The sequence below is a fragment of the Kitasatospora sp. NBC_00315 genome (assembly GCF_041435095.1).
Taxonomy (GTDB): domain Bacteria; phylum Actinomycetota; class Actinomycetes; order Streptomycetales; family Streptomycetaceae; genus Kitasatospora.
The window spans coordinates 7,042,503-7,063,977 of the sequence record NZ_CP108025.1 but is presented as its reverse complement, the minus strand read 5'-3'; the positions used below and the strand labels follow the sequence as shown (position 1 = coordinate 7,063,977).

The following is a 21,475-nucleotide window of genomic DNA, read 5'->3' as shown; positions in this document are numbered from 1 at the left end:
TCCGGCACCCAGCGATCGGTCGCACCGATCGATCGGGTTAGCCTGCTCCGGTGGACAGGATGGAACTGGAAGCATTCGTCGCCGTCGCGGAAGAGCTGCACTTCGGCCGCGCCGCCACGCGGCTGCACCGGGGGCAGCCCACCGTCAGCGACGCCGTCAGGCGGCTGGAGAACGCCCTGGGCGGGCGGCTGTTCCACCGCACCAGCCGCCGGGTGTCACTGACCGATCTCGGCGAGGCGCTGCTGCCCGACGCCCACGCCACCCTGGCCCAACTGCGCCGCTTCCAGCAGCGCGGACGCTCCCTGGCCGCCGGCGGCCGGGCCGACACCGCCCTCGTCGTCGGCCACGCCGAGTACACCGGCCACCAACTGCTGTTGCGCTGCCTGCCGCGACTGCGCGACCGCCTTCCCGACGTGACGATCGTGCCGGAGGCGATGCCGACCACCGCCCAGCTCACCGCCCTGCGGGCCGGGACGATCGGGCTGGGCATCGGCTGGGCGACCGGCGACATCACCGGCGTACGCGCGCGGGTGCTCTCCACCGAGCGGTTCATGGCGCTCGTACCCGCGGCCCACCCCCTCGCCGGGCGTACCGAGCTGAGCGCGTCCGAACTGTCCACCACCGACCTGCTCACCTGGCCCCACCAGATCAACAGCGGTCTCTGCGACCGCCTGCTGGCCGCGTTCCACCTCGGCGGAGCCGACCTGCGCATCATCAGGACCGCCGACAGCGTGCAGGCCATCGCCGCTCACGTCGCCGCGGGAACGGGCATCGGCATCGCCGTCGAATCCGCGCTCGACCACCGGCCACCCGGCCTGCGCGTCATCCCCCTCACCGGCCCTTCGACCACCGCCGACCAGGTCGTCCTCACCCCCGCCGAGCCGTCGGACAGCGCCACGGCGCTGCGGGACCTGCTGCTGCACGCCTCGGTGGCGCCCGCCGCCGAGCACTGAGCGCCGACGGGCGATCAGGCGATCCAGCCCGCCGTCATCGTGGTGATCCTGCCGCCGTCCAGGTCGGCGAGCTTGGCGCCGACGAACGCCGCCGCGGCCTCGGAGGTCTGGATCCGCAGGGCCGGCCGCTCGGCGGTCAGCGCGGCGACCACCACGGCGGCCGCTTCGGCGGCCGTCTGCGCGGACGCGAACGCGTTGGCGGTCCGGTCGAGGTAGGCCACCATCGCCGGGGCGTAGGGGCCCGCCGCCGCGGCGCGCTCCTCGAGCGGACCACCGGCCCCCACGTTGCGGACGAACTCGCTGGCCACCGCGCCCGGTTCGACCAGGACCACCGCGACCCCGACGGCCGCCGCGACCGGGTGCAGCGACTCCATGAACCCCTCGACCGCGAACTTGGCCGCGCAGTACGCCTCGTTGAACGGCTGGCCGACCACGCCGCCCACGCTGCTGACGGTGACGACCCGGCCCTTCGCGGCCCGCAGGTGCGGCAGCGCGGCCTCCGTGACGGCCAGCACCCCGAAGTAGTTGACCTCCATCACCTCGCGCGCCTTCGCCACACCGTCGATCTCCAAGGTCCCGACGTGACCGGCGCCCGCGTTGTTCACCAGCGCGTCGAGCCGTCCGTGATCGGTGACCACGGCGCTCACGCAGGCGGCCACCGAGGCCGGGTCGGTGACGTCCAGTCGGCCGACCTCGACGCGGTCGGCCACGCCCGCGGCCTCCGCCGCCGCGCGCAGGGCGGCGTCCCGACCGGGGTCGCGCATCGTGGCGATCACCTGATGGCCGGCCCTGGCCGCGGCCACGGCGGTTTCCAGGCCGATGCCGCTGGACGTGCCGGTGATCAGGACGACGGGACGGGTGCTGTCCATGGCGCTGCTCTCTTCTGTCGGGAGCCGGTACCGCCGGGCAAGGGGGCCGGCGTCCGCGGATGCCCTCAGTCTGAACATTGGAGCGCACTCCAGGGCAAATCCCGCGCAGGCACGGAGCGGGCCGCGCCCTCGGCGCCGCGCCCTCCGAGCCGGTGTTCGAGCGACCACCCGTGGCGTTCCCGGGTATTCCGCGGAGGCGACGCGCGCCACCCTCGGGCACGTCATGCAGACTCGAAGATGTGTCAAGTTTTTGCAAATATCGATCGAGATATTGAGAGTATCTGTTGGCGATGGTTAAGTGAGCCCCGCCACAAGCGGCTTGTACCGGGCGGGCGTGCCGCCACCGACGGAGGGACGGCACGCCGACGACACCTCGGGCGCAGCTCCCGCGTGGCTGGCACCGACGGCCGCGTCGCCGCTGAGGGGCGGCGGTGCGGCCGACCACCCCCACCCAGCCCCATCCGAGCCGTAGGAGCCCTTGCGTGTTCCACCATCCGACCCGCGCCGTCCGCCGCTGGGCGGCGGGTCTCACCAGCGCCGCGCTGCTGGCCACCGTGCCGGTGCTGGCGCTGCCCGCCACCGCGGGCGCCGCCACCCCACCCGGCGCCGCCACCCCGTTCACCGAGTACCTGGCCGCCAACGCGGCCACCAACGGCAATGTCCTGGCCCCGAGTTACACCTACGGCACGCTCGCCTCCGAGGCCACCGGCCGCCAGGCCGTGCAGCTGGTGGGCCAGGGCAAGTACGTGCAGTTCACGCTGACCGCGCCGGCCAACGCCGTGGACTTCCACTACTCCATCCCGGACTCGCTCGACGGCACCGGCCTGACCGCGCCGCTGAGCGTCTACGTCAACGGCACCAAGACCCAGGACCTCCAGCTGACCTCCAGGAACAGCTGGCTCTACGGGGCGTACACGTTCACCAACAACCCGGCCGACGTGGGCGATCCGCAGAGCGCGGTGCCGCACGACTTCTACGACGACGTCCGGACGATGTTCCCGTCCGTGCTGCCCGCCGGGACGGTGGTGAAGCTCCAGGTCGACGCGAACGACACCGCTCCCTGGTACGCGATCAACACGGCCGACTTCGAGAACGTGGCCGCGCCGCTGCCGAAGCCCGCCGGGTACCTGGACGTCACCCAGGCGCCGTACAACATCGACAGCTCCGGTGTCGCCGACGCGACCACCAAGCTCCAGCAGGCCGTCAACGACGCCTCGGCCGCCGGCACCGGCGTCTACCTGCCGCAGGGCCTGTACAACATCACCGCGCCGATCGGCCTCAACCGGGTCGGCGTCGCCGGCGCCGGCCAGTGGTACACGAAGCTGACCGGCCACAACGTGGAGTTCCAGGGGAACGTCGGCCAGACCACCAACGTCACGGTGCACGACCTGTCGATCTTCGGCAACGTCAACTCGCGTGACGACAGCGACGGTTCGGTCAACGGCTTCAACGGTGGGTTCAACAACACCACGATCTCCGACGTCTGGATCCAGAACGCCAAGGTGGGCGCCTGGGTGGTCGGCGCGACGACCAACCTGACGTTCCAGAACATGCGTATCCAGGACACCCTCGCCGACGGCATCAACTTCGACGGCGGGGTGACCAACTCGGCCGTCCGCAACAGCTTCCTGCGCAACACCCAGGACGACGGCCTGGCCATGTGGTCGTCCACCAACGACAGCGGCAACACCTTCGACCACAACACGGTCGACTCCCCCGGTCTCGCCAACAACATCGCCCTGTACGGCGGTTCGGACAACAGCGTGACCAACAACCTGCTCCAGGACACCGTCACCCGGGGCGGCGGCGTCCACGTCGGCAACCGCTTCGGCGCGGTGGCACTGGCCGGGACGACCACCATCAGCGGCAACAAGCTGGTGCGCACCGGTCAGTTCGACCCGGGCTGGGACTACGGCGTCGGCGCCATGTGGTTCTTCGCGCTCGACTCGGCGATGACCGGAACGATCAACGTCTCCGGCAACGAGATCGACCAGAGCCCCTACGAGGCCTACCAGTTCCAGGGCGCGCTGGAGGGCGGCAAGCCGATCAGCGGCGTGCACATCAGCAACGAGACCGTCAACGGTGTCGGCACGTACGTCTTCCAGAACCAGACCTCCGGCTCGGCCACCGTGTCCGGCGTGACCGCCACCAACGTCGGCGTCGGCGGCGTGGAGGACTGCGGCTCCGGCTTCGCCCTCGGCCTCGGCAGCGGCAACACCGGCTGGTCCGCCACCCCGACCTGCGGGTTCCCCGGGGCCGCGCCGGTCACCGCCTTCCCGTCCACGGTGACCTTCGAGAACGCCAGGGTCGGCGCGGCCACCGCGATCCAGAAGGTGACCGTCTACAACACCGGCCGCTCGGCGGCCACGCTCGGCGGCATCTCCGCCACCGGCGGCTTCACCGTCTCCCCCGACCCGGCCAAGCCCTGCGGCGGCAGCCTGAACGGTGCCAACGACACCGACCCGGGCATGTGGTGCCAGGTCGACGTCTCCTACACCGCGCCCACCTCCGGCATCACCAGCGGTACCCTGACGATCCCGAACAGCCGGCCCGGCGGCCCCACCACGGTGCAGCTGGTCGGCACCGACGGCGGCACCGTGGTGCACACGCCGGTCTCCGCCAACCCGGGCTCGCTCGCCTTCGGCAACGTCGCGGTCGGCAGCACGACCGCGGCGAAGACCGTCACGGTCGGCAACCCCGGGACGGCCGCGGCCACGCTGTCCTCGATCACGGTCAGCGGCCCGTACGCGCAGACCAACACCTGCGGCGCCACGCTGGCCGCCGGTGCGTCCTGCACCGTCAGCGTGACCTTCACGCCGACCGCCGGCGGGCCGCAGAGCGGCACGCTCGCGATCGCCAACTCCACCACCTCCACTCCGGTCGGCACCACGCTCACCGGTACCGGCGTCTCGGCCACCACCAACCTCGCGGCCGGCGCTACCCTCACCGCGAGCAGCTCCAACGGCGGCTTCCCGGCGTCCAACACCAACGACGGCAACACCAGCAGCTACTGGGAGAGCAACAGCAACGCCTTCCCGCAGTGGCTCCAGGCCGACCTCGGTACGGCCCAGCAGGTCGGCTCGCTCACGTTGGACCTCCCGCCCGCCACCGCCTGGGGCGCCCGTACGCAGACGCTCTCGGTCCAGGGCTCGACCGACGGCGGCACCTGGACGACGCTCAAGGCCTCGGCCGGGTACACGTTCGACCCGGCGACCGGCAACACCGTGACCATCGCGCTGCCGACCGGCACGGTGCGGTACCTGCGGATCAACGTCACCGGCAACACCAGTTGGCCCGCCGCCCAGTTCTCCGAACTGCTGATCTACTCCGGCGGCGGCAGCACCGGGGGCGGCGGCGGCACCGGCGCGCCGGCCCTCACGGCAGCTCCGAGCAGCCTGGCCTTCGACAGCCGGACGGTGGGCACCACCAGCCCGGCGAAGAGCACCACGGTGAGCAACACCGGCACCGCGACGGCCAGTCTGGGCGCCGTCACCGCCTCCGGTGACTTCAGCGACACCACCACCTGCGGCGCCACCCTCGCCGCGGGCGCCTCCTGCACCGTGGCCGTCACGTTCCGGCCGACCGCCGCCGGGGCCCGCACCGGCAGCGTGAGCGTCGCCTCGAACGACCCGGCCGGCCCGCTCGTCATCGCCCTCACCGGTACCGCCACCGCGGCGGGTGGCGGCAACCTGGCGCTCGGCGCGACCATGACGGCGAGCAGCTCCACCCAGAACTACGGGCCTGGCAACACCGCCGACGGCAACACCGGCAGCTACTGGGAGAGCAACAACAACGCCTTCCCGCAGTGGCTCCAGGCCGACCTGGGCAGCGCGAAGAGCGTCAGCACGCTCACCCTCACGCTGCCCCCGTCCGCCGACTGGGCCACCCGGACCGAGACCCTCTCGGTCCAGGGCTCGACCGACGGCAGCACCTGGACGACGCTCAAGGCCTCGGCCGGGTACACCTTCAACCCGGCCACCGGCAACGCGGTCACCATCACCGTCCCGGCCGGATCGGTGCGCTACCTGCGGCTGAACTTCACCGGAAACACGGGCTGGCCCGCGGGGCAGCTCTCGGAGTTCCAGATCTTCTCCTGATCCGAGCCCGCCCTCTCCCCTCCCTGAGCGGCCGCCCACTTCGGTGGGCGGCCGCTCGTGTGTTCGGCGAGCGGGGCCGGCCGGCGGGCGGCCCGTCACCCCTTCGCCCGTCCGCACGCAGCTGTTCACCGGATCGGGTGAACCAGGGCCGGGCGACCGGTCCGCGGCCGTCGCGTGCCCGAAGAGCAGACGTCCGGCCGGTCGGGACCCCGGCCCCGGACGGTCCGATCCGTCACGCAAACACAGGAGAGATCCATGCCCCGTCTTCGCACGTCCCTCGTCCTGGGCGCCGCCGCCGGCGCCCTCGTCCTCGCCGGTGCGGGCGCCGCCAGCGCGAGCTCGGGTGCGGAGGGCGTCGCCGCGGGCTCGCCCGGCGTGCTCTCGGGCAACCTGATCCAGGTGCCCGTGCACGTTCCGGTGAACCTGTGCGGCAACTCCGTCAGCGTCATCGGCCTGCTGAACCCGGCCTTCGGCAACACCTGCGCGAACGTCGGCTGACCCACCGCCGGGCGGCCGAGGGGTGCGCCGGCACCCACCGGCCACGGGGCCGGTCCCGCGCCCCCGCGCGGGATCGGCCCCGTGCCGACGGCCTGGTCGACGGCCTGGTCGACGGCTTGGTCGACGGCCTGGTCCACGGCTCCGTCGATCGCCCCGGCCATGGGGCAGGGAGGCCACGGAGCAGGGCAGCCCTGGAGGAGGGCAGGCGGGACGCCGTCCCCGGACCGCCCGTCAGGTGAACGCGGCGCCGTGCAGGAGCAGCAGGCCCACCGCGGTCGCGGCCATCGCGAGGGTGGCCAGGAACGGACGCCGGCTCTCCGCAGCGGCGCCGCCGGGCAGCACCACCGCGACGGCGAGCGCGCCGGTGACCGCGAGCGCGGCCCACCCCCAACCACCCACCGGGCCGGGCGGCCCGAACACCAGCAACACCGATGCGGCGAGCAGCGGCACCGGGGCCAGCGCCCTGGTCCGGCCCCGGCCGAGGCGCTGCGGCAGGCCCCGCACGCCCACGCGGAGGTCCGCGTCGATGTCCGGCAGCACATTGGTGAGGTGCGCGCCCACTCCGAGCAGCGCGCCCGCCGCGACCGCCCAGGGCTGCGGCCAGGGGTGTCCCGGGAGAGCGAGCGTGACGAAGACCGGCAGCAGACCGAAGCCCACGGCGTACGGCAGCCAGGACAGCACCGTCCGTTTGACGCCGAGGTCGTAGGCCCAGGCGGCGGCCACCGCGACCAGGTGGGCGGTGCCCGCCGAGGCACCGTTGGCCAGCGAGAACGGGACGCACAGCGCGAGCGCGGCGCCGGCCGCGATCGCCACCGTGCCGGGTCGCAGCGCGCCGGCCACCAGGGGTTTGTCCCGGCGCCCGGCGGCGCGGTCACGTCGGAGGTCGACCCGGTCGTTGCACCAGCCCACCGACAACTGCCCGGTGAGCACCGCGGCGGCGACCAGCAGGCACCCGGCCGCACTCCGCCCGGCGGCCGCCGCGAGCGCGGTGATCAGCGCCGTGACCACCAGCGTGGGCTCGGGGTGACAGGCCCGCAGCAGACCCCTCGTCACCCGGGCCGCCCGACCCGGGGTCGAGCGGCCCGGGGCGTCGGCGCTCCCGATCACGGTGCTGGGCACAGCCGGATCCTAGGCCGCGTCCGACACTTAGCGTGGGATCAGCGCGCGGCGCCGGACGCCCGGCGGGAACGGCCGGACCCGGCCGGACCCGGCCCTGGTCCTGTCCGGCACGTCACTCGGCACGGACGACACCCGGAAAGTCAGACTTATGCCGGGATGGATGGCTCCGCGCCTTTCGTTCCTATCCTGTGGCCATGACGCGAATCGCCGCTGTCCACGGAGTTCTCCCGCCCCACCGCTACGAGCAGTACGAGATCACGGACGCGCTCGCAGCCATGGGCCTGGTGCGGGAGGCCGAGCGCGGGGTGCTCGACCGGCTGCACGGCACCTCCTCGGTCCGCACCCGCAGCCTCGCCCTCCCGTTGGAGCGGTACGCGACGCTGAACGGCTTCGGCGAGGCGAACGACGCCTTCATCGAGGTGGCCCTGGAGCTCGGCGAACGCGCGGTGAAGGCCGCGCTGGACGAGGCCGGCCTCCGCCCGCAGGACGTGGACCTGGTCATCTCCACCTCCGTCACCGGCATCGCGGCCCCCTCCATCGAGGCCCGGCTGGCCGGGCGACTCGGTCTGCGCGAGGACGTGAAGCGGGTACCGGTCTTCGGACTGGGCTGCGTGGCCGGGGCCGCCGGCATCGCCAGGCTCCACGACTACCTGCGCGGCCGGCCGGACGACGTGGCCGTGCTGCTCTCGGTCGAGCTGTGCTCCCTGACCCTCCAGCGCACCGACTCCTCGGCGGCCAACCTGGTGGCGGGTTCGCTGTTCGGCGACGGCGCGGCCGCGCTGGTCGCGGTCGGCCGGGACCACCCCGCCAACCGGCCGGACGAGGGGCCCGTCGTGGTGGCGACCCGCAGCCGGCTCTACCCCGGCACCGAGCGGCTCCTCGGGTGGGACATCGGCGACAACGGCTTCCAGATCGTGCTGGGCGGCGAACTGCCCGACGTCGTGCGCCGCCACCTGGGCCCGGAGGTCCGCACCTTCCTGGCCGACCACGACCTGAAACCGCAGGAGGTGACCGCCTGGGTCTGTCACCCCGGTGGCCCGAAGATCCTGGACGCCGTCCGCGAGACGCTGGATCTGCCGGCCCGCGCGCTGGAGCTGACCCGGCGTTCGCTCGCCGAGGTGGGCAACCTCTCCTCCGCCTCGGTCCTGCACATCCTGCGCGACACCCTGGCCGAGCGGCCGCCGCTGCCCGGCACTCCCGGCCTGCTGCTGGCGATGGGCCCGGGCTTCTGCTCCGAACTCGTCCTGCTCCGCTGGTAGGCCGCCGATGTCCCCCTACACCGCGCTCATCCTGCTGGTCGCCGCCGAACGCCTGGCCGAGCTGGTCACCGCCCGCCGCAACGCCGGCTGGTCCCGGCGCCTCGGCGGCCGGGAGTTCGGCGGCGGCCACTACCCCGTGATGGTCCTGCTGCACACCGGACTGCTGGCCGGCTGCCTGGCCGAGACCGCGTGGGCCCATCGCCCGTTCCTGCCGGCCCTGGGCTGGCCGATGCTCGCCCTCGCGCTGGCGGCGCAGGCGCTGCGCTGGTGGTGCATCGCCACCCTCGGCCCGCGCTGGAACACCCGGGTGATCGTCGTCCCCGGACTGCCGCTGGTGACCGGCGGGCCCTACCGGCTGTTCGCCCACCCCAACTACGTCGCCGTCGTGGTGGAGGGCGCCGCGCTGCCGCTGGTGCACACCGCCTGGCTGACCGCGCTCGGGTTCACCCTGCTGAACCTGCCGCTGCTGGCGGTACGACTGCGCTGCGAGAACCGCGCGCTGGGACTCGCCACCGGTCCGGCGCCGGCCGTGGCGGGCGCGACGCCGTGATCGACCTGCTGGTCGCCGGCGGCGGCCCGGCCGGGCTGGCCACCGCGATCCACGCCGCGCTGGCCGGCCTGGAGGTGGTGGTGGCCGAGCCCCGCCCGGCGCCGGTCGACAAGGCCTGCGGCGAGGGGCTGATGCCCGCCGCCGTCGGCGCTCTCGCCGGCCTCGGTGTACCGATCGGGGGCGTCCCCCTGCTGGGCATCCGCTACCTGGACGCCCACCGGCAGGCCGAGGCGCACTTCCGCGGTCCACCCGGCCGGGGCGTACGGCGCACCGACCTGCACGCCGCACTGGCCCGCCGGGTCGCCGAGCTCGGTGTCCCGGTGCTCCCGCTGCGGGTGGGCGCCGTGTGCCAGAGCGGGGACAGCGTCACCGCGGCCGGGATCACCGCCCGCTACCTCGCGGCCGCCGACGGCCTGCACTCGCCGATCCGCCGCCAGCTCGGCCTCACCGCCCACCCCGGCCACCGGCCTCCCCGGTACGGACTGCGCCGGCACTTCGCGGTGCCGCCCTGGTCGGACTGTGTCGAGGTGCACTGGTCCGACCGGGCCGAGGCCTACGTGACCCCGGTCGGGCCCGGACTGGTCGGCGTCGCGGTGCTGACCGGCGACCGCGCGCCGTTCGACCGGCACCTGGCCGGGTTCCCGCAGCTGGCCGCCCGCCTCCCCGCGGGCGCCGCGACGGCCGCCCGCGGCGCCGGACCGCTGCGGCAGCGGGCCCGCACGCGGGTGGCCGGTCGCGTCCTGCTGGTGGGCGACGCGGCCGGCTACGTCGACGCCCTGACCGGCGAGGGCATCGCGATGGCGCTGGGCGCGGCCGCCCAGCTCGTGCACCACGTCGTGGCCGGCCGGCCGCAGGAGTACGAGCGGGCCTGGCGCCGGGTGTCCCGGCGCTACCGGCTGCTGACCGGCTCGCTGCTCTGGCTGCGCGGACAGCCGCGGCTGGCGGCCCGGATCGTACCGACCGCCGTCCGGTACCCGGCCCTCTTCGCGGCGGGGGTCAACCGGCTGGCCTGAGCGGCCCCGGCCGACGCGCCCTCGGGCGGGCGGCCGCCCGCGGTCAGCCGAACACCTGCTGCCGGAAGGCGTTGCGCAGGTCGGTCAGCGGCTGGCGCTCGCGGTTGACGTGCACCTTGTTGGTGAGCAGCACCGCCCAGCGCCGCTGCCGTCGGGAGAGCCACAGGGCGGTGCCGGTGAAGCCGTAGTGCACGAAGGTGCCGTCCGCCGGGTCCGTGCCGGGGGCGCAGAGCCAGGACAGGCCCCGGGCGGGGCTCAGGCCGCCGGTCTGCTCGCGCAGTGACTCCGTCACCCAGGCCTCGCGGTCGGACGGGTTGAGCAGGGCCGTGAGGAGGACGCCCAGGTCGCGAGCGGTGGAGAAGGCGCCGGCGCTGCCGCAGGCACCGCCGAGCAGACGGGCGGACGGATCGTGGACGACGCCCCTGAGATAGCCCCCGGTCGGCCCGTCGTACTCGGTGGGCGCGGTGCGGTCGAGCACGGCGGCGCCGAGCGGGCCGAAGGCGGTGTCGGCCATGCCGAGCGGGCGCCAGACGTCGCGGGTGGCGAGCCGGGCGAGCGACGCACCGCCGAGCGCCTCGACCAGGTAGCCGAGGATGATCGCGGCCCGGTCGGTGTACTCGACGGCGCGTCCGGCCGGCCGCTCCAGCGGCGCGGCGAGCACGCCGGCCCGGACGGCGCCGGGATCGGTGCCGTACAGGCTGGCGAAGTTGGTGCGCAGCGGGACACCGGCGGTGTGGGTCAGCAGCTGCCGTGCCGTCCGGTCGCCGATCGGGCGGGCGGTCACCTCGGGCCAGTAGCGGCCGAGCGGTTCGTCCAGCGGGAGCCGCCCCGCCGCCCAGAGGGCGCCGACGCAGGGCCAGAGCGCGATGATCTTGGTCAGGCTGGCCAGGTCGAAGACGGTGTCGGCGTCCATCTCCGGCTGCTGCCGCTCGCGTCCCAGCGGACCGGTCCGCCCCTCGGCCGACACGCCGTCCGGCCCGCCGACCGCCCAGACGGCGCCGGTGCCGACCCGGCGCAGCCCGCGGCGGACGAGCGCCGCCAGGGGGCCGTCACCGCCGCGGTCCCCACCGCCCTGGGGCCCACCGCCCGGATCGTCGGTGCGCTGGCCGTCGGTCCGTGCGCCATCGGTCCGTGGGTCGTCGCTGGTGGTCATTCCCCCGCCTCCGTCGCCGTCCGCGGGAGCCTACCCAGCGGCGCGGCCCGGCCACCGAAGCGCGACGGGCGGCTCGGCCGGACGGAGGGATCGGGCGGACGGCTCGGCCGGACGGACCGGGCCCGTGGGGCCGAGCGGGTGGACCCGAGCCCGTGGGCTCAGGCGTCCTGCGCCGGGAGCGACTTGCCCATGCAGACGCTCTGCGGGTGCTCGCGGTAGAGACCGAACTTCTGGATGTGGGCGTACCCCTCGGAGGCGTACAGCGCGATCGCCTCGGGCTGCTCGGTGCCGGTCTCCAGCACGACCCGGGTGTGACCGGCCAGTGCGGCGGTCTCCTCCAGCCGGCGCAGCACCGCCCGGGCCAGACCCCGGCCGCGCGCGCCGGGCACCACGAACATCCGCTTGAGCTCGGCGTCGCCGTCCCGCAGGCCGTGCGGGTCGGCCTTCTTCGCCCGCCACCCGCCGGTGGCGACCGGCACGCCGTCCAGGTAGGCGATCAGGAAGAGGCCGGCCGGCGGCTCGAAGTGCTCGGGGTGGATGACCGTGAGGTCGCCCTCGCCGTACCGGCGGACGTACTCCTCCTGGACCTCCGCCGACAGCCTCTGCGCGTCCGGGTGGCCGAAGCCGGTGACGCGGATCTCGACGGTGCCCTGCGTGGTGCTCTCCATGGTCGGCCAGCCTACGACGATCCGGTGCGCCACCGGGCCCCGGGGGCGGGTGGCGCACCCGCGCCGGGAGCTCGCCGGGCCCCACCCGTACCGCCCGGCGTCAGCGCGCGGAGAACCGCGCCACCAGGTCGTCCTTGCCGAACATCCGGGCGGTGTCCAGCGCCGAGGGGGTGCCCGCCGCCGGGTCCGCGCCCCCGTCCAGCAGCGCGGCCAGGACGTCGTCGGCCCCCTTGAAGACGGCGCCGGCCAGCGGCGTCTGCCCCCGGTCGTTGGCCCGGTCCGGGTCGGCGCCGCGCTCCAGCAGGGCCCGGACGGCGGCCACGTGGCCGTGGTAGGCGGCCAGCATCAGCAGGGTGTCGCCGCGGTCGTTGGAGAGGTTCGCGGGCGCCCCGGCGTCGACGTAGGCCGCGAGGGTCGCCGCGTCGCCCGCACGGGCCGCGTCGAAGAGCCTGCCGGCCAGCTCGATCACGTCGGCGTCGGGCGCCTGCGGCGCGGTCGCGGCGGGATCGGCGGAGCCTGCGGGAGCGGCGGAGTCGGCCATGAGGGGGACCTTTCAGCGGGGCGGGTGACGTACCGCACCGTAGCGGGCGGGTGCGGCGTGTTCCAGCGGCCGTCCGGTATGTGGAGCACACCGTGCGCCGCGGCGCCACGTGTCGACAGGTCGACGCGGTGGTCACGCGTCCGTTCGAGCGAACTTGACCGGACCGGCAGTACCGGCGGGGCACCCGCCCGGGAATGGCTGGCAATGGCCGAACAGAGCCGCGCGACGGCCGACCGGGCGCGGTTCGCATACACCCGCTATTGCCGTACCCACGGGAACCACCCATTTGCGCCGTTCCATCATCTATTACTTTTTGTCACGATTAGGGCACTTTCCGTGACACTGTCCCTGTCACCCTCCCCGAGGAGCAGACGCGTGATCCTCTCCATTTCAGGCATCGTCCTGTTCGGCACCATCGCCTTTCTCTTCTTCCGCCGGGACGGATTGAAGATCTCCCATGCCGTGGTCTGTGCCCTCCTCGGCTTCTACGTGGCGGGCTCCTCCATCGCGCCCAGCATCACGGCGGGCGGCGCGAGTCTCGCCGGCCTGCTCGGCGGCATCAAGTTCTGAGCCGCCACTCCCCCGCCACAGGCCCGGGTGCGGATCCCACCGCCCCGGGCCTGCCCGTTCGTCACCGCCGCCGCACGCGTTGATCCCCGCCCCACCCGTCCCCCGGCCGCCGCGCCGGCCCCGACGATCACGCCGGCCGCGCCGGCCGCGCCGGCCGTACCGACCCACCCCCACCGATCCGTCCCATTCGCCCGGGGAGTCCGAAGAAATGTCCCTCACCCGCCATGTCAGCAAGGGCCGCGACTTCGCCCGTACGGCCGGCGACCACGCCGCCGACATGTTCGCACCGATCACCCTCATCGGACGGGGCCTGCGGCGCCACGCCGAATGGGCGAAGGGCCGCTGGCAGGCGACCCCGAAGGAGCGGCGGGGGCCGACGCTCTTCCTCACCGCGGCGGTCCTGCTCGGCGTCTTCCTGCTGCCGCACGGGCCGCTCCTCGCCCTGATCGCGCTGATGGCCAGCGCCGCCTGGGTCGGCCGCTCCCCGAAGGCCGCGTCCGGCCCGGCCGAGCCGGACGTCGCCGAGGTCAAGCTCACCGCCCTCTACGCGGCGCTCACGCCCTACCTGGCCGCGCCCGACGACCTGAGCCCGCTCTACGGCAACGAGCACGGCTACCAGACGGCCTTCGGCTCGTGGGAGTTCGACGGCCAGGGGCGGCTGACCACCCTGGAGCTCGCGTATCCGGCCTACTTCACCGACACCGAGCCCGGGGCCCGGGCGCGGATCGAGCAGGTCGTGCAGGGCAAGGCGGGCCGGGCCCGCGAGTACCGCTTCGACTGGGACGAGGAGTCCAACCGCCTGCGGGTCAGCGCGCTCGCGCCGCTGGCCACGGACATCGCCGCGCAGCGGTTCGTGACGGCGCCGGGCGAGATCGTGCTCGGTTTCACCGACGAGGCCGGCAGCACCCGGACCATCCCGGTCGGCCAGGGCGGTGTGAGCACCCAGCAGCCACCGGTGATCTGGCGCACCGGGCCGCGCTCCCCCGAGCCGCACCTGCTCGCCCTGGGCGCCGCCGGGCACGGCACCTCCACCCTGATCCGCTCGATCGCGCTGCAGGCCCTGCAGTTCGCGGACCTGGTGCTGATCGACGGCGCCGGCACCGGCGAGCACGCCTGCCTGGTGAACCGTCCCGGCGTGCACACCGTGGAGACCAGCCTGCACGGCACGCTGGCCGCGCTGGAGTGGGCCGCCCAGGAGACCGCCCGCCGCCTGACCGCCCTCAACGCCGCCCGGCACGCCGGAACCACGCCGCCCGAGGACGTCACCCGGCCGCTGTGGCTGCTGCTCGACCACCCGACCGAACTCAGCGAGCTGGCCCACGCCGAGGGCCGCCCGGATCCGCAGGACCTGTTGGAGACGCCGCTGCGGCACGGCCGGGCGGCCCGGGTCACCGTGGTGATCGCCGATGACATCGAGGCCAGGGACCGGATCACCCCGACCCTGCGGGCGACCACCCGGGCCAGGGTCGTGCTCGGCCCGACCGGCCCCGAGGAGGCGCAGGCCGCGCTCGGCGCGCCACTGGACATCGTGCCGGCCGCCCACGCGCCGGCCGGACGCGGTTACGCCAGGATCGGCACCGCGGCGCCCGTCCGGCTGCAGGTCCCGGCCACCGTGGACCCGCTGGACGACGAGGCGCCCGCGCAGCTGCGGGATGCGGTCATCGCGCTGCTCCCGCACCGCGACACCCGGACGGAGGCGGCCGGCCCGACGGTCGTGGCGCTGGAGGCGGCGCGCCGCACCGAGGAGCCGCCGGTCACCGAGGCCGCCGGTCCGGTCGAGGAGGCGGCCCCGGACCTCTCGGTCGACCTGGGCAAGGAGCACGCGCCGGTACGGCCCCGCCCGGTCTGGTGATCACCCGTCCGGCCGGGCCGCGGCCCGGCCGGTTGGGTCCGGGCGGGCCCGTCCCGGTACGCTCCTCGTTGAAAGTCGAATTGATCACCAGATGTGAAATACCTGACACTCAGGGTGATAACACCGGCCAGATGTGACAAATCGGGCGCTGATGGGTACAAACAGGGGCGGCACGCCAAACGACGCATGTCCCCGGACGGGAATCTTCGTCGACAGCCGGGCGTTGACCGAACTGACGAAGAACAGCGACCAACTAGTCCTGTGGGCCATAAGCCCGGGAGGCACGATTCATGAGCGAGCGAGCTCTTCGCGGCACGCGACTCGGGGCCACTAGCTACGAGACGGACCGCGGTATCGATCTGGCTCCCCGCCAGACCGTCGAATACGCATGTCAGAACGGACACCGATTCGAGGTTCCCTTCTCCGTGGAAGCGGAGATCCCCTCGGCCTGGGAATGCCGGTTCTGCGGCCAGGAAGCAGTACTTCTCGACGGCGAGGAGCCGGAGGAGAAGAAGACCAAGCCCACGCGTACCCATTGGGACATGCTGATGGAGCGCCGCACGCGCGAGGAACTGGAAGAGGTGCTGGCCGAACGACTGGCCGTGCTCCGCTCCGGCGGGATGAACCTCGCGGTGCACCCGCGCGACACCCGCAAGAGCGCCTGACCACGCTCCCGCCACGGCGGGAGGCGCCGAAAAGGGACCCTGAGAATTCAGGGTCCCTTTCGTATGCCCGGCTTCGTGTGCTCGGCGGGCGGTTCGCTTTCCGTACCCGGCGGGCGGCCGACCCCGGCCGGCCCCGGCCGCCCGCCGGGTTCAGCCGGCGATCGGCGGGACGTCCCCGGTGTCCGGGCCCTGCGGGCCGCGCGGGCCCTGGGCCGGGTCGACCACCTCACCCTGGACCACCTTGCCGTCCGGCCGGTGGATGCGCAGCTGCTCCTGGAGGCGGACGGCGTCGGCGAACGGGTCACCGCCGACGACCGGGGAGCGGCGCAGCGCGGCGTCGGCGAACCGGCGGCCGGCCGCGCGCCAGAGCGCCCGGGTGGGCGGCAGCAGCAGGGTGAGCGCGAGAACGTCGGAGAGGAAGCCCGGGATGATCAGCAGCACCCCGGCGAGGACTGTCAGGCTGGTGCCGGTCTGGGTCTGCCGGGGCTTGGGGTCGCGGCTCTGGTCGATCGCCGCCGAGAGCGCCTTGAGCCCGGCGCGCTTGACCACCCAACCGCCGACCGCCACACCGCCCAACAGCAGCAGCAGAACGGCGAATCCGCCGATCACCGAGGCGACCTGGACCAGGATCCAGATCTCCAGCACCAGCCAGACGGTGAGCAGCAGGGGCAGCATCCGCCGCACCTTGCCTCGTGGGGCGGGACGGGCGGGGGTCGCTTGCTGGGCCACGGTACTGATCCACTCCATCACGGTGCTCCGCGCGCCGCCCGGCGGACTCCGGAGCGGCTACGGCACCACCGGTTTCAACGTGTCGTCGGCGCCGGGTGTTCCGTCGGACGTCGCGGCGCTGTCCCCGCGCGCCGCGCGACGGCGGCGGAGCCCGCCGCCGATCACGGCGCCGCCGCAGGCCAGCAGGCCGGCGACGGCCAGCGTCCACTCGGGGGCCGCGCCGACCCGGTCCGCGACCGTGGTGCCGTCGCGCAGCGGCACGGTGGCGGAGATCTCGGCGGCGGTCAGCTCCTTGGTGCGGGAGAGCACCGAGCCGTCCGGGCCGATCACGCCGCTGATGCCGCTGGTGGCCGCGATCAGCACCGCGCGGCCGTGCTCGACCGCGCGCAGCCTGGACATCGCCAGCTGCTGGTCGGGCTGGCCGCTGAGGGCGTAGGTGGCGTTGTTGGTCTGCACGACCAGGACCCGCGCGCCCTTGTTGACCGTGTCCCGGACGATCTCGTCGTAGGCGACCTCGAAGCAGATCACGTCGCCGATCCGGGCCGGGCCGAGCTGCATCACGCCGGTGGTGGTGCCGGGGTAGAAGTCGCGGGCCACCCGCTGGAGCCGGGTGATGACCTGGGAGAGTTCGCTGCGGAAGGGCACGTACTCGCCGAAGGGCACCGGGTGCTGCTTGGTGTACGAGGCGCCGGGGCCGGTCCGCGGGTCCCAGACGATGCCCTCGTTCTGGACGTGCTGCTCGTCCGGGCCGTCGACCAGGGTGCCCACCAGGGTCGGGACTCCGACGGCCTTCACCGCCTCGTCGATCCGCTCGTAGGCGGCCGGGTCCGTGAAGGGGTCGAGGTCGGAGGAGTTCTCCGGCCAGATCACCACGTCCGGGCGCTCGGTGCGGCCGGCGGCGATGTCGGCGGCCAGCTTCTCGGTGGCGGAGGCGTGGTTGTCGAGGACCTGCATCGGACGGCCGAGGAAGTCCATCCCGGGGTTGGGCACGTTGCCCTGGACGATGGCGACCTTGAGGGTGTCGGCGGCGGCCGTCGGCACCGGCACGGTGTAGCCGGCCAGCAGCGCGGCGACGGCTCCGAGCGAGGCCAGCGCGGTGGCCGTCCTGGCCCGGGCCGGGCCGCGCGCCCGGAGGGCCGCCCAGGCCAGCAGGGCGCCGCAGAGGGCGACCGCGAAGGTCACCAGCGGCGCGCCGCCGAGGGCGGCGAGCGGCGTGAACGGCGTCGCCGTGTTGGCGAAGGCGAGCCGGCCCCAGGGGAACCCGCCGAGCGGCAGCCGGTCGCGCGCCCACTCCTGGGCGACCCACAGGCAGGCCGCCCAGAGCGGCCACAGCCGCAGCCGGGAGGTGACGGCGAGTGCGGCGCCCAGGGCCGCGACGAACAGGGCCTCGACGACGGAGAGCCCGATCATCGCGTCGCTGCCGATGACGGTGAGCCACTTGAGCAGCAGCAGGAAGAAGGGCAGGCCGAAGGCGAAACCCGTCCAGGCGCCCTGCCGCGCGGTGCGGCCGCGGGTGAGCAGGGACAGCCCCGCCGCGCCGACGATCGACAGCGGCCACAGGTCGTACGGCGGGAAGGCCGCGCCGAGCAACAGGCCGCACAGGACCGCGAGCCCGGTGCGGGGCAGTCCGGCGCGGATCCGGGCCAGCGCGCGGGCGCTCCGGCCTGCCGTGGGCGCGGCGGGCACGGGCCCGGGCACCGACCGCTCCTGTGTGACGGGCAGGGCCACCTGCGCACCATCTCTCTGGTCGTACTGTTCGCTCGCTCTTCGCCGTCCGGGACCGAACGCGTCGCCCGAACGCCGTGCGAAGACGGTACCCCGGATTGTCGGGCGTCCGGATAACGGAGTGGCCACGTCCGGGCCGGGCCGGGACCGGCGAAACACCGTCCCACCAGCCCGGACCCGGGCGCCGGGCCGCGGCCCGGCGCGACAACGGGTCGCGGGTTCAGCCCCGGTGGACGGTCCGGCCGCGCACCACGGTGCGCAGGCAGACCGGCAGCGGGCCGCCCGGGGTGAGGTCGGGCAGCCCGGGGGTGCCGGAGCGGGGGTCGGTGGACCAGCCGGCCACCCGGGCGTCGGGGGTCTGCACGACCAGCTCCCCGGTGGCCCAGACCGCGTAGCTGGCGACCGCACCCGGAACGAGCACGCCGTCCTGGTCCCGGCCGATCGCGCGCCAGCCGCCCCGGGTGTGGGCGGTGAACGCGGCCCGGACCGAGATCCGGTGCTCGGGCGTGCGGTGGAAGGCCGCCGCGCGGACGGTCCCCCACGGGTCGAGCGGCGTCACCGGCGCGTCCGAGCCGAAGGCCAGCGGGACGCCCGCGCGCAGCAGCGCCGCGAAGGGGTTCAGCGCGGCGGCGCGCTCGGCCCCCAGGCGCTGCGCGTACATGCCCTCCGGGCCGCCCCAGGCCGCGTCGAACGCGGGCTGGACGGAGGCGACCAGGCCGAGCTCGACGAAGGCGGCCACGCCCTTGTCGTCCAGTGCCTCGGCGTGCTCGACGCGGTGGCGCAGCGCCTTGACACGGTCGGTGCCGACCCGGTCCGCGGCGGCCCGGACGCCCTCGATCACGGCGCTCAGGGCGGCGTCGCCGATCGCGTGGAAGCCCGCCTGGAGGCCCGCTTCGGTGCAGGCGGCCACGTGGTCGGCGACCTGCTCGGCGGTGAGATAGGCGGTGCCGGTGTGCGGGGCGTCGTCGTAGGGCGTGTGCAGGCAGGCGGTGTGCGAGCCGAGCGCGCCGTCCACGAAGAGGTCCCCGCCGGCGCCGACGGCGCCCAGCCGGCGGGCGGTGGCGACCGCGCCCGCTTCGCCCCAGTAGCCGTACACCTCGGGGCCGGCGCCCTCGGCCGCGAGGGCGAGCAGCGCGGTGAGGTCCTGTTCGGAGGAGATGTCGGGCCCGGCGCACTCGTGCAGCGAGCCGATGCCGAGGGCGGCGGCGCGGGCCAGGGTGGCCTGCTGGGCGACGCGGCGCTGGACGTCCGTGAGGTGGGCCAGGGCGGCGCGGCGCACGGCGTGGTGGGCGTCCCGGGTCAGCGGCCCCTCTGCGGTGTGGCCGGGCAGCGTCTCCAGGCCGGGGGTGAGCGCGCGCAGCGCGGTACCGGCGAGGCCGGAGTGGACGTCGGTACGCGAGAGGTAGACGGCGGCGCCGCCGACGGCCGCGTCCAGCTCGGCGAGGGTCGGCGGGCGCCCCTCGGGCCAGCCGGTCTCGTCCCAGCCGTGGCCGATCAGCACACCCCCGTCGGCGCCGCCGGCGGCGAAGGCCGAGATCCGGGCGAGCGCCTCGGCCAGCGTCGGGCAGCCGGTGAGGTCGAGGCCGGTGAGAGCCAGGCCGGTGGCGGTGGCGTGCACGTGGGCGTCGACGAACGCGGGGGTGACCAGCGCACCGTCCAGCTCGACGATCTCGTCCGCGACGTCGGCGTACGCCTCGGCGGCGCCGTCACTGCCGACCCAGGCGATGTGCTCACCCTCGACGAGCATCGCGGAGGCGAACGGGTCGGCGGGGCTGTAGACGGATCCGCCGCGCAGCAGCACGGTCCGGGAGGTGCGTTCGGTCATGGGCCCAAGTCTGCACCCGTACGAAACCGGTCAGAGCTTCGGGGGGCGCGCCTCGTAGGGAGTGGAGAGCACCACCGTGGTGCGGGTGGAGACGCCGGCCGCGCTGCGGATCCGGGCGAGCAGATCCTCCAGGTCACCCGGGGCGCCCACGCGGACCTTGAGGATGTAGTTCTCGTCGCCGGCCACGCTGTGGCACGCCTCGATCTCGGGCAGCCCGGCGAGACGCTCGGGGGCGTCGTCGGGGGCGCTGGGGTCGAAGGGCTTGACCGAGATGAACGCGGTCAGCGCCAGGTTGACGGCGTCCGGGTCGATGATCGCGGTGTAACCGCGGATCACCCCGCGTTGTTCGAGGCGGCGCACCCGCTGGTGCACCGCCGAGGTGGACAGGCCGGTGGCCTTGCCCAGGTCCGTGTAGCTCATCCGGCCGTCCTCAAGGAGCAGCTGAACGATGCGCTGGTCGAGATCCTCCACAAGGCGCAAACCTACTGCCCCGGGCACCCCCCTGCCGACACTCCCCGCACGGGAGCGCCCCCGACACCCGCCGTGCCGTCCCGCCGCGCGCGCCCGGGGCTCCCGCGGGCGCTCCGAAACCGGCTCCCGGCGGGGGCCGGACCCCGGGCGACCCCCGGTGGCGGCCGCCGCATATAAATCTGTCATGTGCCGGACGAATGTGGCGAAGGACACACCCGCCGCATCACTGTGCCCTCAGCTGCAGGGTTATGAGCACTCGCCACCGGGAAATGCTCGTTTTGGCCCTGGCCGTCCAGGCCGGCCCGATCCGAGGGGGATCCCCATGCCCGCAGTTGACCAGCGCTCGCTGAGCGCGGACGACACCCACGATATGAACGACCGCGACAGCTTCGCGGTCGACTTCGGCCCGACCCCGGGGGCGGACCCGGGCGAGGGCGACACCTGGGAGATCATCCGGGTGCACTGCCCGGAGTGCGACCGCCCGATCGCCCTGGTCGGCGACGAGGAGCGGCTCCCCCAGCACGCCGTCCTGCCGACGGCGTGGAACCCCTTCTCCCCCGCGCTCTGCCCGGGCTCCGACGCTCCCGCGGACGACCTGGCCGAGGTCGACCTGCCGGAGGACTCGCTCGCCCCCGGCCTGGAGGGCCTGCTGGCCCTGCCCGCCGCCCTGGACTGGCGCACCCAGCCGTTCTCGCACGCCGTCCCGCACAGCCCGGTCAAGGCCGTTCCCGTCGGCCTGGTGCCGGCCCAGCGTTCGGCCTCGCCCGCCGCGACCGCGCCGGCACCCGCCGCCGCACCCACGGCCGGCCGCCGACCGGCCCGCCGCTGACCGCCGGACGGCCCAGGACGGTCCGGCGCCACCGCTGACGCGGGGCGGCCGCCGGACCGTACCGCCACCACCCGGGACGCCGGGCGCCG

19 protein-coding genes are annotated in these 21,475 nt (G+C 74.5%); 10 read left to right on the top strand and 9 right to left on the bottom strand.

Annotated features, from left to right (window positions below; translation table 11 throughout):
* The first annotated feature begins 59 nt into the window (after positions 1-59).
* Positions 60-953, top strand: coding sequence for a LysR family transcriptional regulator (locus OG823_RS29700; RefSeq protein ID WP_371483177.1), 894 nt, complete (start codon positions 60-62; stop codon positions 951-953).
* A gap of 14 nt (positions 954-967) precedes the next feature.
* Here the strand turns inward: OG823_RS29700 and OG823_RS29695 are convergent, their stop codons facing one another.
* Positions 968-1,822: an SDR family NAD(P)-dependent oxidoreductase gene (locus OG823_RS29695; RefSeq protein ID WP_371483176.1), complete on the bottom strand. Its 855-nt coding sequence runs from the start codon at positions 1,820-1,822 to the stop codon at positions 968-970.
* Between the two features lie 482 nt (positions 1,823-2,304).
* On the opposite strand from OG823_RS29695, the gene OG823_RS29690 reads away from it, so the two are divergent.
* Positions 2,305-5,919 (top strand): discoidin domain-containing protein, encoded by a 3,615-nt coding sequence (locus tag OG823_RS29690; RefSeq protein WP_371483175.1) that lies wholly within the window; start codon positions 2,305-2,307, stop codon positions 5,917-5,919.
* Between the two features lie 255 nt (positions 5,920-6,174).
* Complete coding sequence (locus OG823_RS29685; protein ID WP_371483174.1) at positions 6,175-6,417, top strand: chaplin; 243 nt, start codon at positions 6,175-6,177, stop codon at positions 6,415-6,417.
* A gap of 231 nt (positions 6,418-6,648) precedes the next feature.
* Here the strand turns inward: OG823_RS29685 and OG823_RS29680 are convergent, their stop codons facing one another.
* The gene (locus OG823_RS29680; RefSeq protein WP_371483173.1) at positions 6,649-7,536 is read right to left on the bottom strand and encodes a UbiA family prenyltransferase; all 888 of its coding nucleotides are present in this window, start codon (positions 7,534-7,536) and stop codon (positions 6,649-6,651) included.
* A 194-nt stretch (positions 7,537-7,730) separates the two neighbouring features.
* Here OG823_RS29680 and OG823_RS29675 point away from each other — a divergent pair, with 194 nt between their 5' ends.
* The 3 genes from OG823_RS29675 to OG823_RS29665 are packed head-to-tail and all read left to right on the top strand — an operon-like array spanning position 7,731 to position 10,358.
* The gene (locus OG823_RS29675; RefSeq protein WP_371483172.1) at positions 7,731-8,795 is read left to right on the top strand and encodes a type III polyketide synthase; all 1,065 of its coding nucleotides are present in this window, start codon (positions 7,731-7,733) and stop codon (positions 8,793-8,795) included.
* 7 nt (positions 8,796-8,802) lie between these two features.
* Positions 8,803-9,345, top strand: coding sequence for an isoprenylcysteine carboxyl methyltransferase family protein (locus OG823_RS29670; RefSeq protein WP_371483171.1), 543 nt, complete (start codon positions 8,803-8,805; stop codon positions 9,343-9,345).
* Positions 9,342-10,358 carry an NAD(P)/FAD-dependent oxidoreductase gene (locus OG823_RS29665; protein ID WP_371483170.1) on the top strand — a complete coding sequence of 339 codons (1,017 nt, stop codon included), beginning with the start codon at positions 9,342-9,344 and terminating at the stop codon, positions 10,356-10,358. Before OG823_RS29670 ends, OG823_RS29665 begins: the two co-directional genes overlap by 4 nt.
* Before the next feature lie 43 nt (positions 10,359-10,401).
* Here OG823_RS29665 and OG823_RS29660 read toward each other — a convergent pair whose 3' ends face one another.
* The 3 genes from OG823_RS29660 to OG823_RS29650 form a co-directional block, all read right to left on the bottom strand.
* Positions 10,402-11,511, bottom strand: coding sequence for a serine hydrolase domain-containing protein (locus OG823_RS29660; RefSeq protein ID WP_371483169.1), 1,110 nt, complete (start codon positions 11,509-11,511; stop codon positions 10,402-10,404).
* Positions 11,512-11,669: 158 nt separating this feature from the next.
* A complete protein-coding gene (locus tag OG823_RS29655; RefSeq protein WP_371483168.1) occupies positions 11,670-12,179 on the bottom strand; it encodes a GNAT family N-acetyltransferase in 510 nt (169 codons plus the stop codon).
* 100 nt (positions 12,180-12,279) lie between these two features.
* The gene (locus OG823_RS29650) at positions 12,280-12,720 is read right to left on the bottom strand and encodes an ankyrin repeat domain-containing protein (protein WP_371483167.1); all 441 of its coding nucleotides are present in this window, start codon (positions 12,718-12,720) and stop codon (positions 12,280-12,282) included.
* A gap of 375 nt (positions 12,721-13,095) precedes the next feature.
* On the opposite strand from OG823_RS29650, the gene OG823_RS29645 reads away from it, so the two are divergent.
* The 3 genes from OG823_RS29645 to OG823_RS29635 all read left to right on the top strand — a co-directional run bounded on the left by OG823_RS29645 (position 13,096) and on the right by OG823_RS29635 (position 15,807).
* Positions 13,096-13,290 (top strand): hypothetical protein, encoded by a 195-nt coding sequence (locus OG823_RS29645; RefSeq protein ID WP_073921277.1) that lies wholly within the window; start codon positions 13,096-13,098, stop codon positions 13,288-13,290.
* A gap of 208 nt (positions 13,291-13,498) precedes the next feature.
* The gene (locus OG823_RS29640; RefSeq protein ID WP_371483166.1) at positions 13,499-15,142 is read left to right on the top strand and encodes a hypothetical protein; all 1,644 of its coding nucleotides are present in this window, start codon (positions 13,499-13,501) and stop codon (positions 15,140-15,142) included.
* Between the two features lie 290 nt (positions 15,143-15,432).
* Positions 15,433-15,807, top strand: coding sequence for an RNA polymerase-binding protein RbpA (locus tag OG823_RS29635; RefSeq protein WP_371483165.1), 375 nt, complete (start codon positions 15,433-15,435; stop codon positions 15,805-15,807).
* Between the two features lie 150 nt (positions 15,808-15,957).
* Here OG823_RS29635 and fxsA read toward each other — a convergent pair whose 3' ends face one another.
* The 4 genes from fxsA to OG823_RS29615 form a co-directional block, all read right to left on the bottom strand.
* On the bottom strand, positions 15,958-16,554 hold the full coding sequence (fxsA, locus tag OG823_RS29630) for an FxsA family membrane protein (RefSeq protein ID WP_371483164.1): 597 nt from the start codon (positions 16,552-16,554) through the stop codon (positions 15,958-15,960).
* 39 nt (positions 16,555-16,593) lie between these two features.
* Positions 16,594-18,234, bottom strand: a complete 1,641-nt coding sequence (gene lnt / locus OG823_RS29625) for an apolipoprotein N-acyltransferase (RefSeq protein WP_371483163.1) — start codon at positions 18,232-18,234, stop codon at positions 16,594-16,596.
* 247 nt (positions 18,235-18,481) lie between these two features.
* A complete protein-coding gene (locus tag OG823_RS29620) occupies positions 18,482-20,086 on the bottom strand; it encodes an amidohydrolase (protein WP_371483162.1) in 1,605 nt (534 codons plus the stop codon).
* A 30-nt stretch (positions 20,087-20,116) separates the two neighbouring features.
* Positions 20,117-20,557, bottom strand: coding sequence for an Lrp/AsnC family transcriptional regulator (locus OG823_RS29615; RefSeq protein ID WP_371483161.1), 441 nt, complete (start codon positions 20,555-20,557; stop codon positions 20,117-20,119).
* A gap of 322 nt (positions 20,558-20,879) precedes the next feature.
* On the opposite strand from OG823_RS29615, the gene OG823_RS29610 reads away from it, so the two are divergent.
* Entirely contained in the window at positions 20,880-21,386 is a 507-nt protein-coding gene (locus OG823_RS29610) for a hypothetical protein (protein WP_371483160.1), read from the top strand.
* The last annotated feature ends 89 nt before the right edge of the window (positions 21,387-21,475 follow it).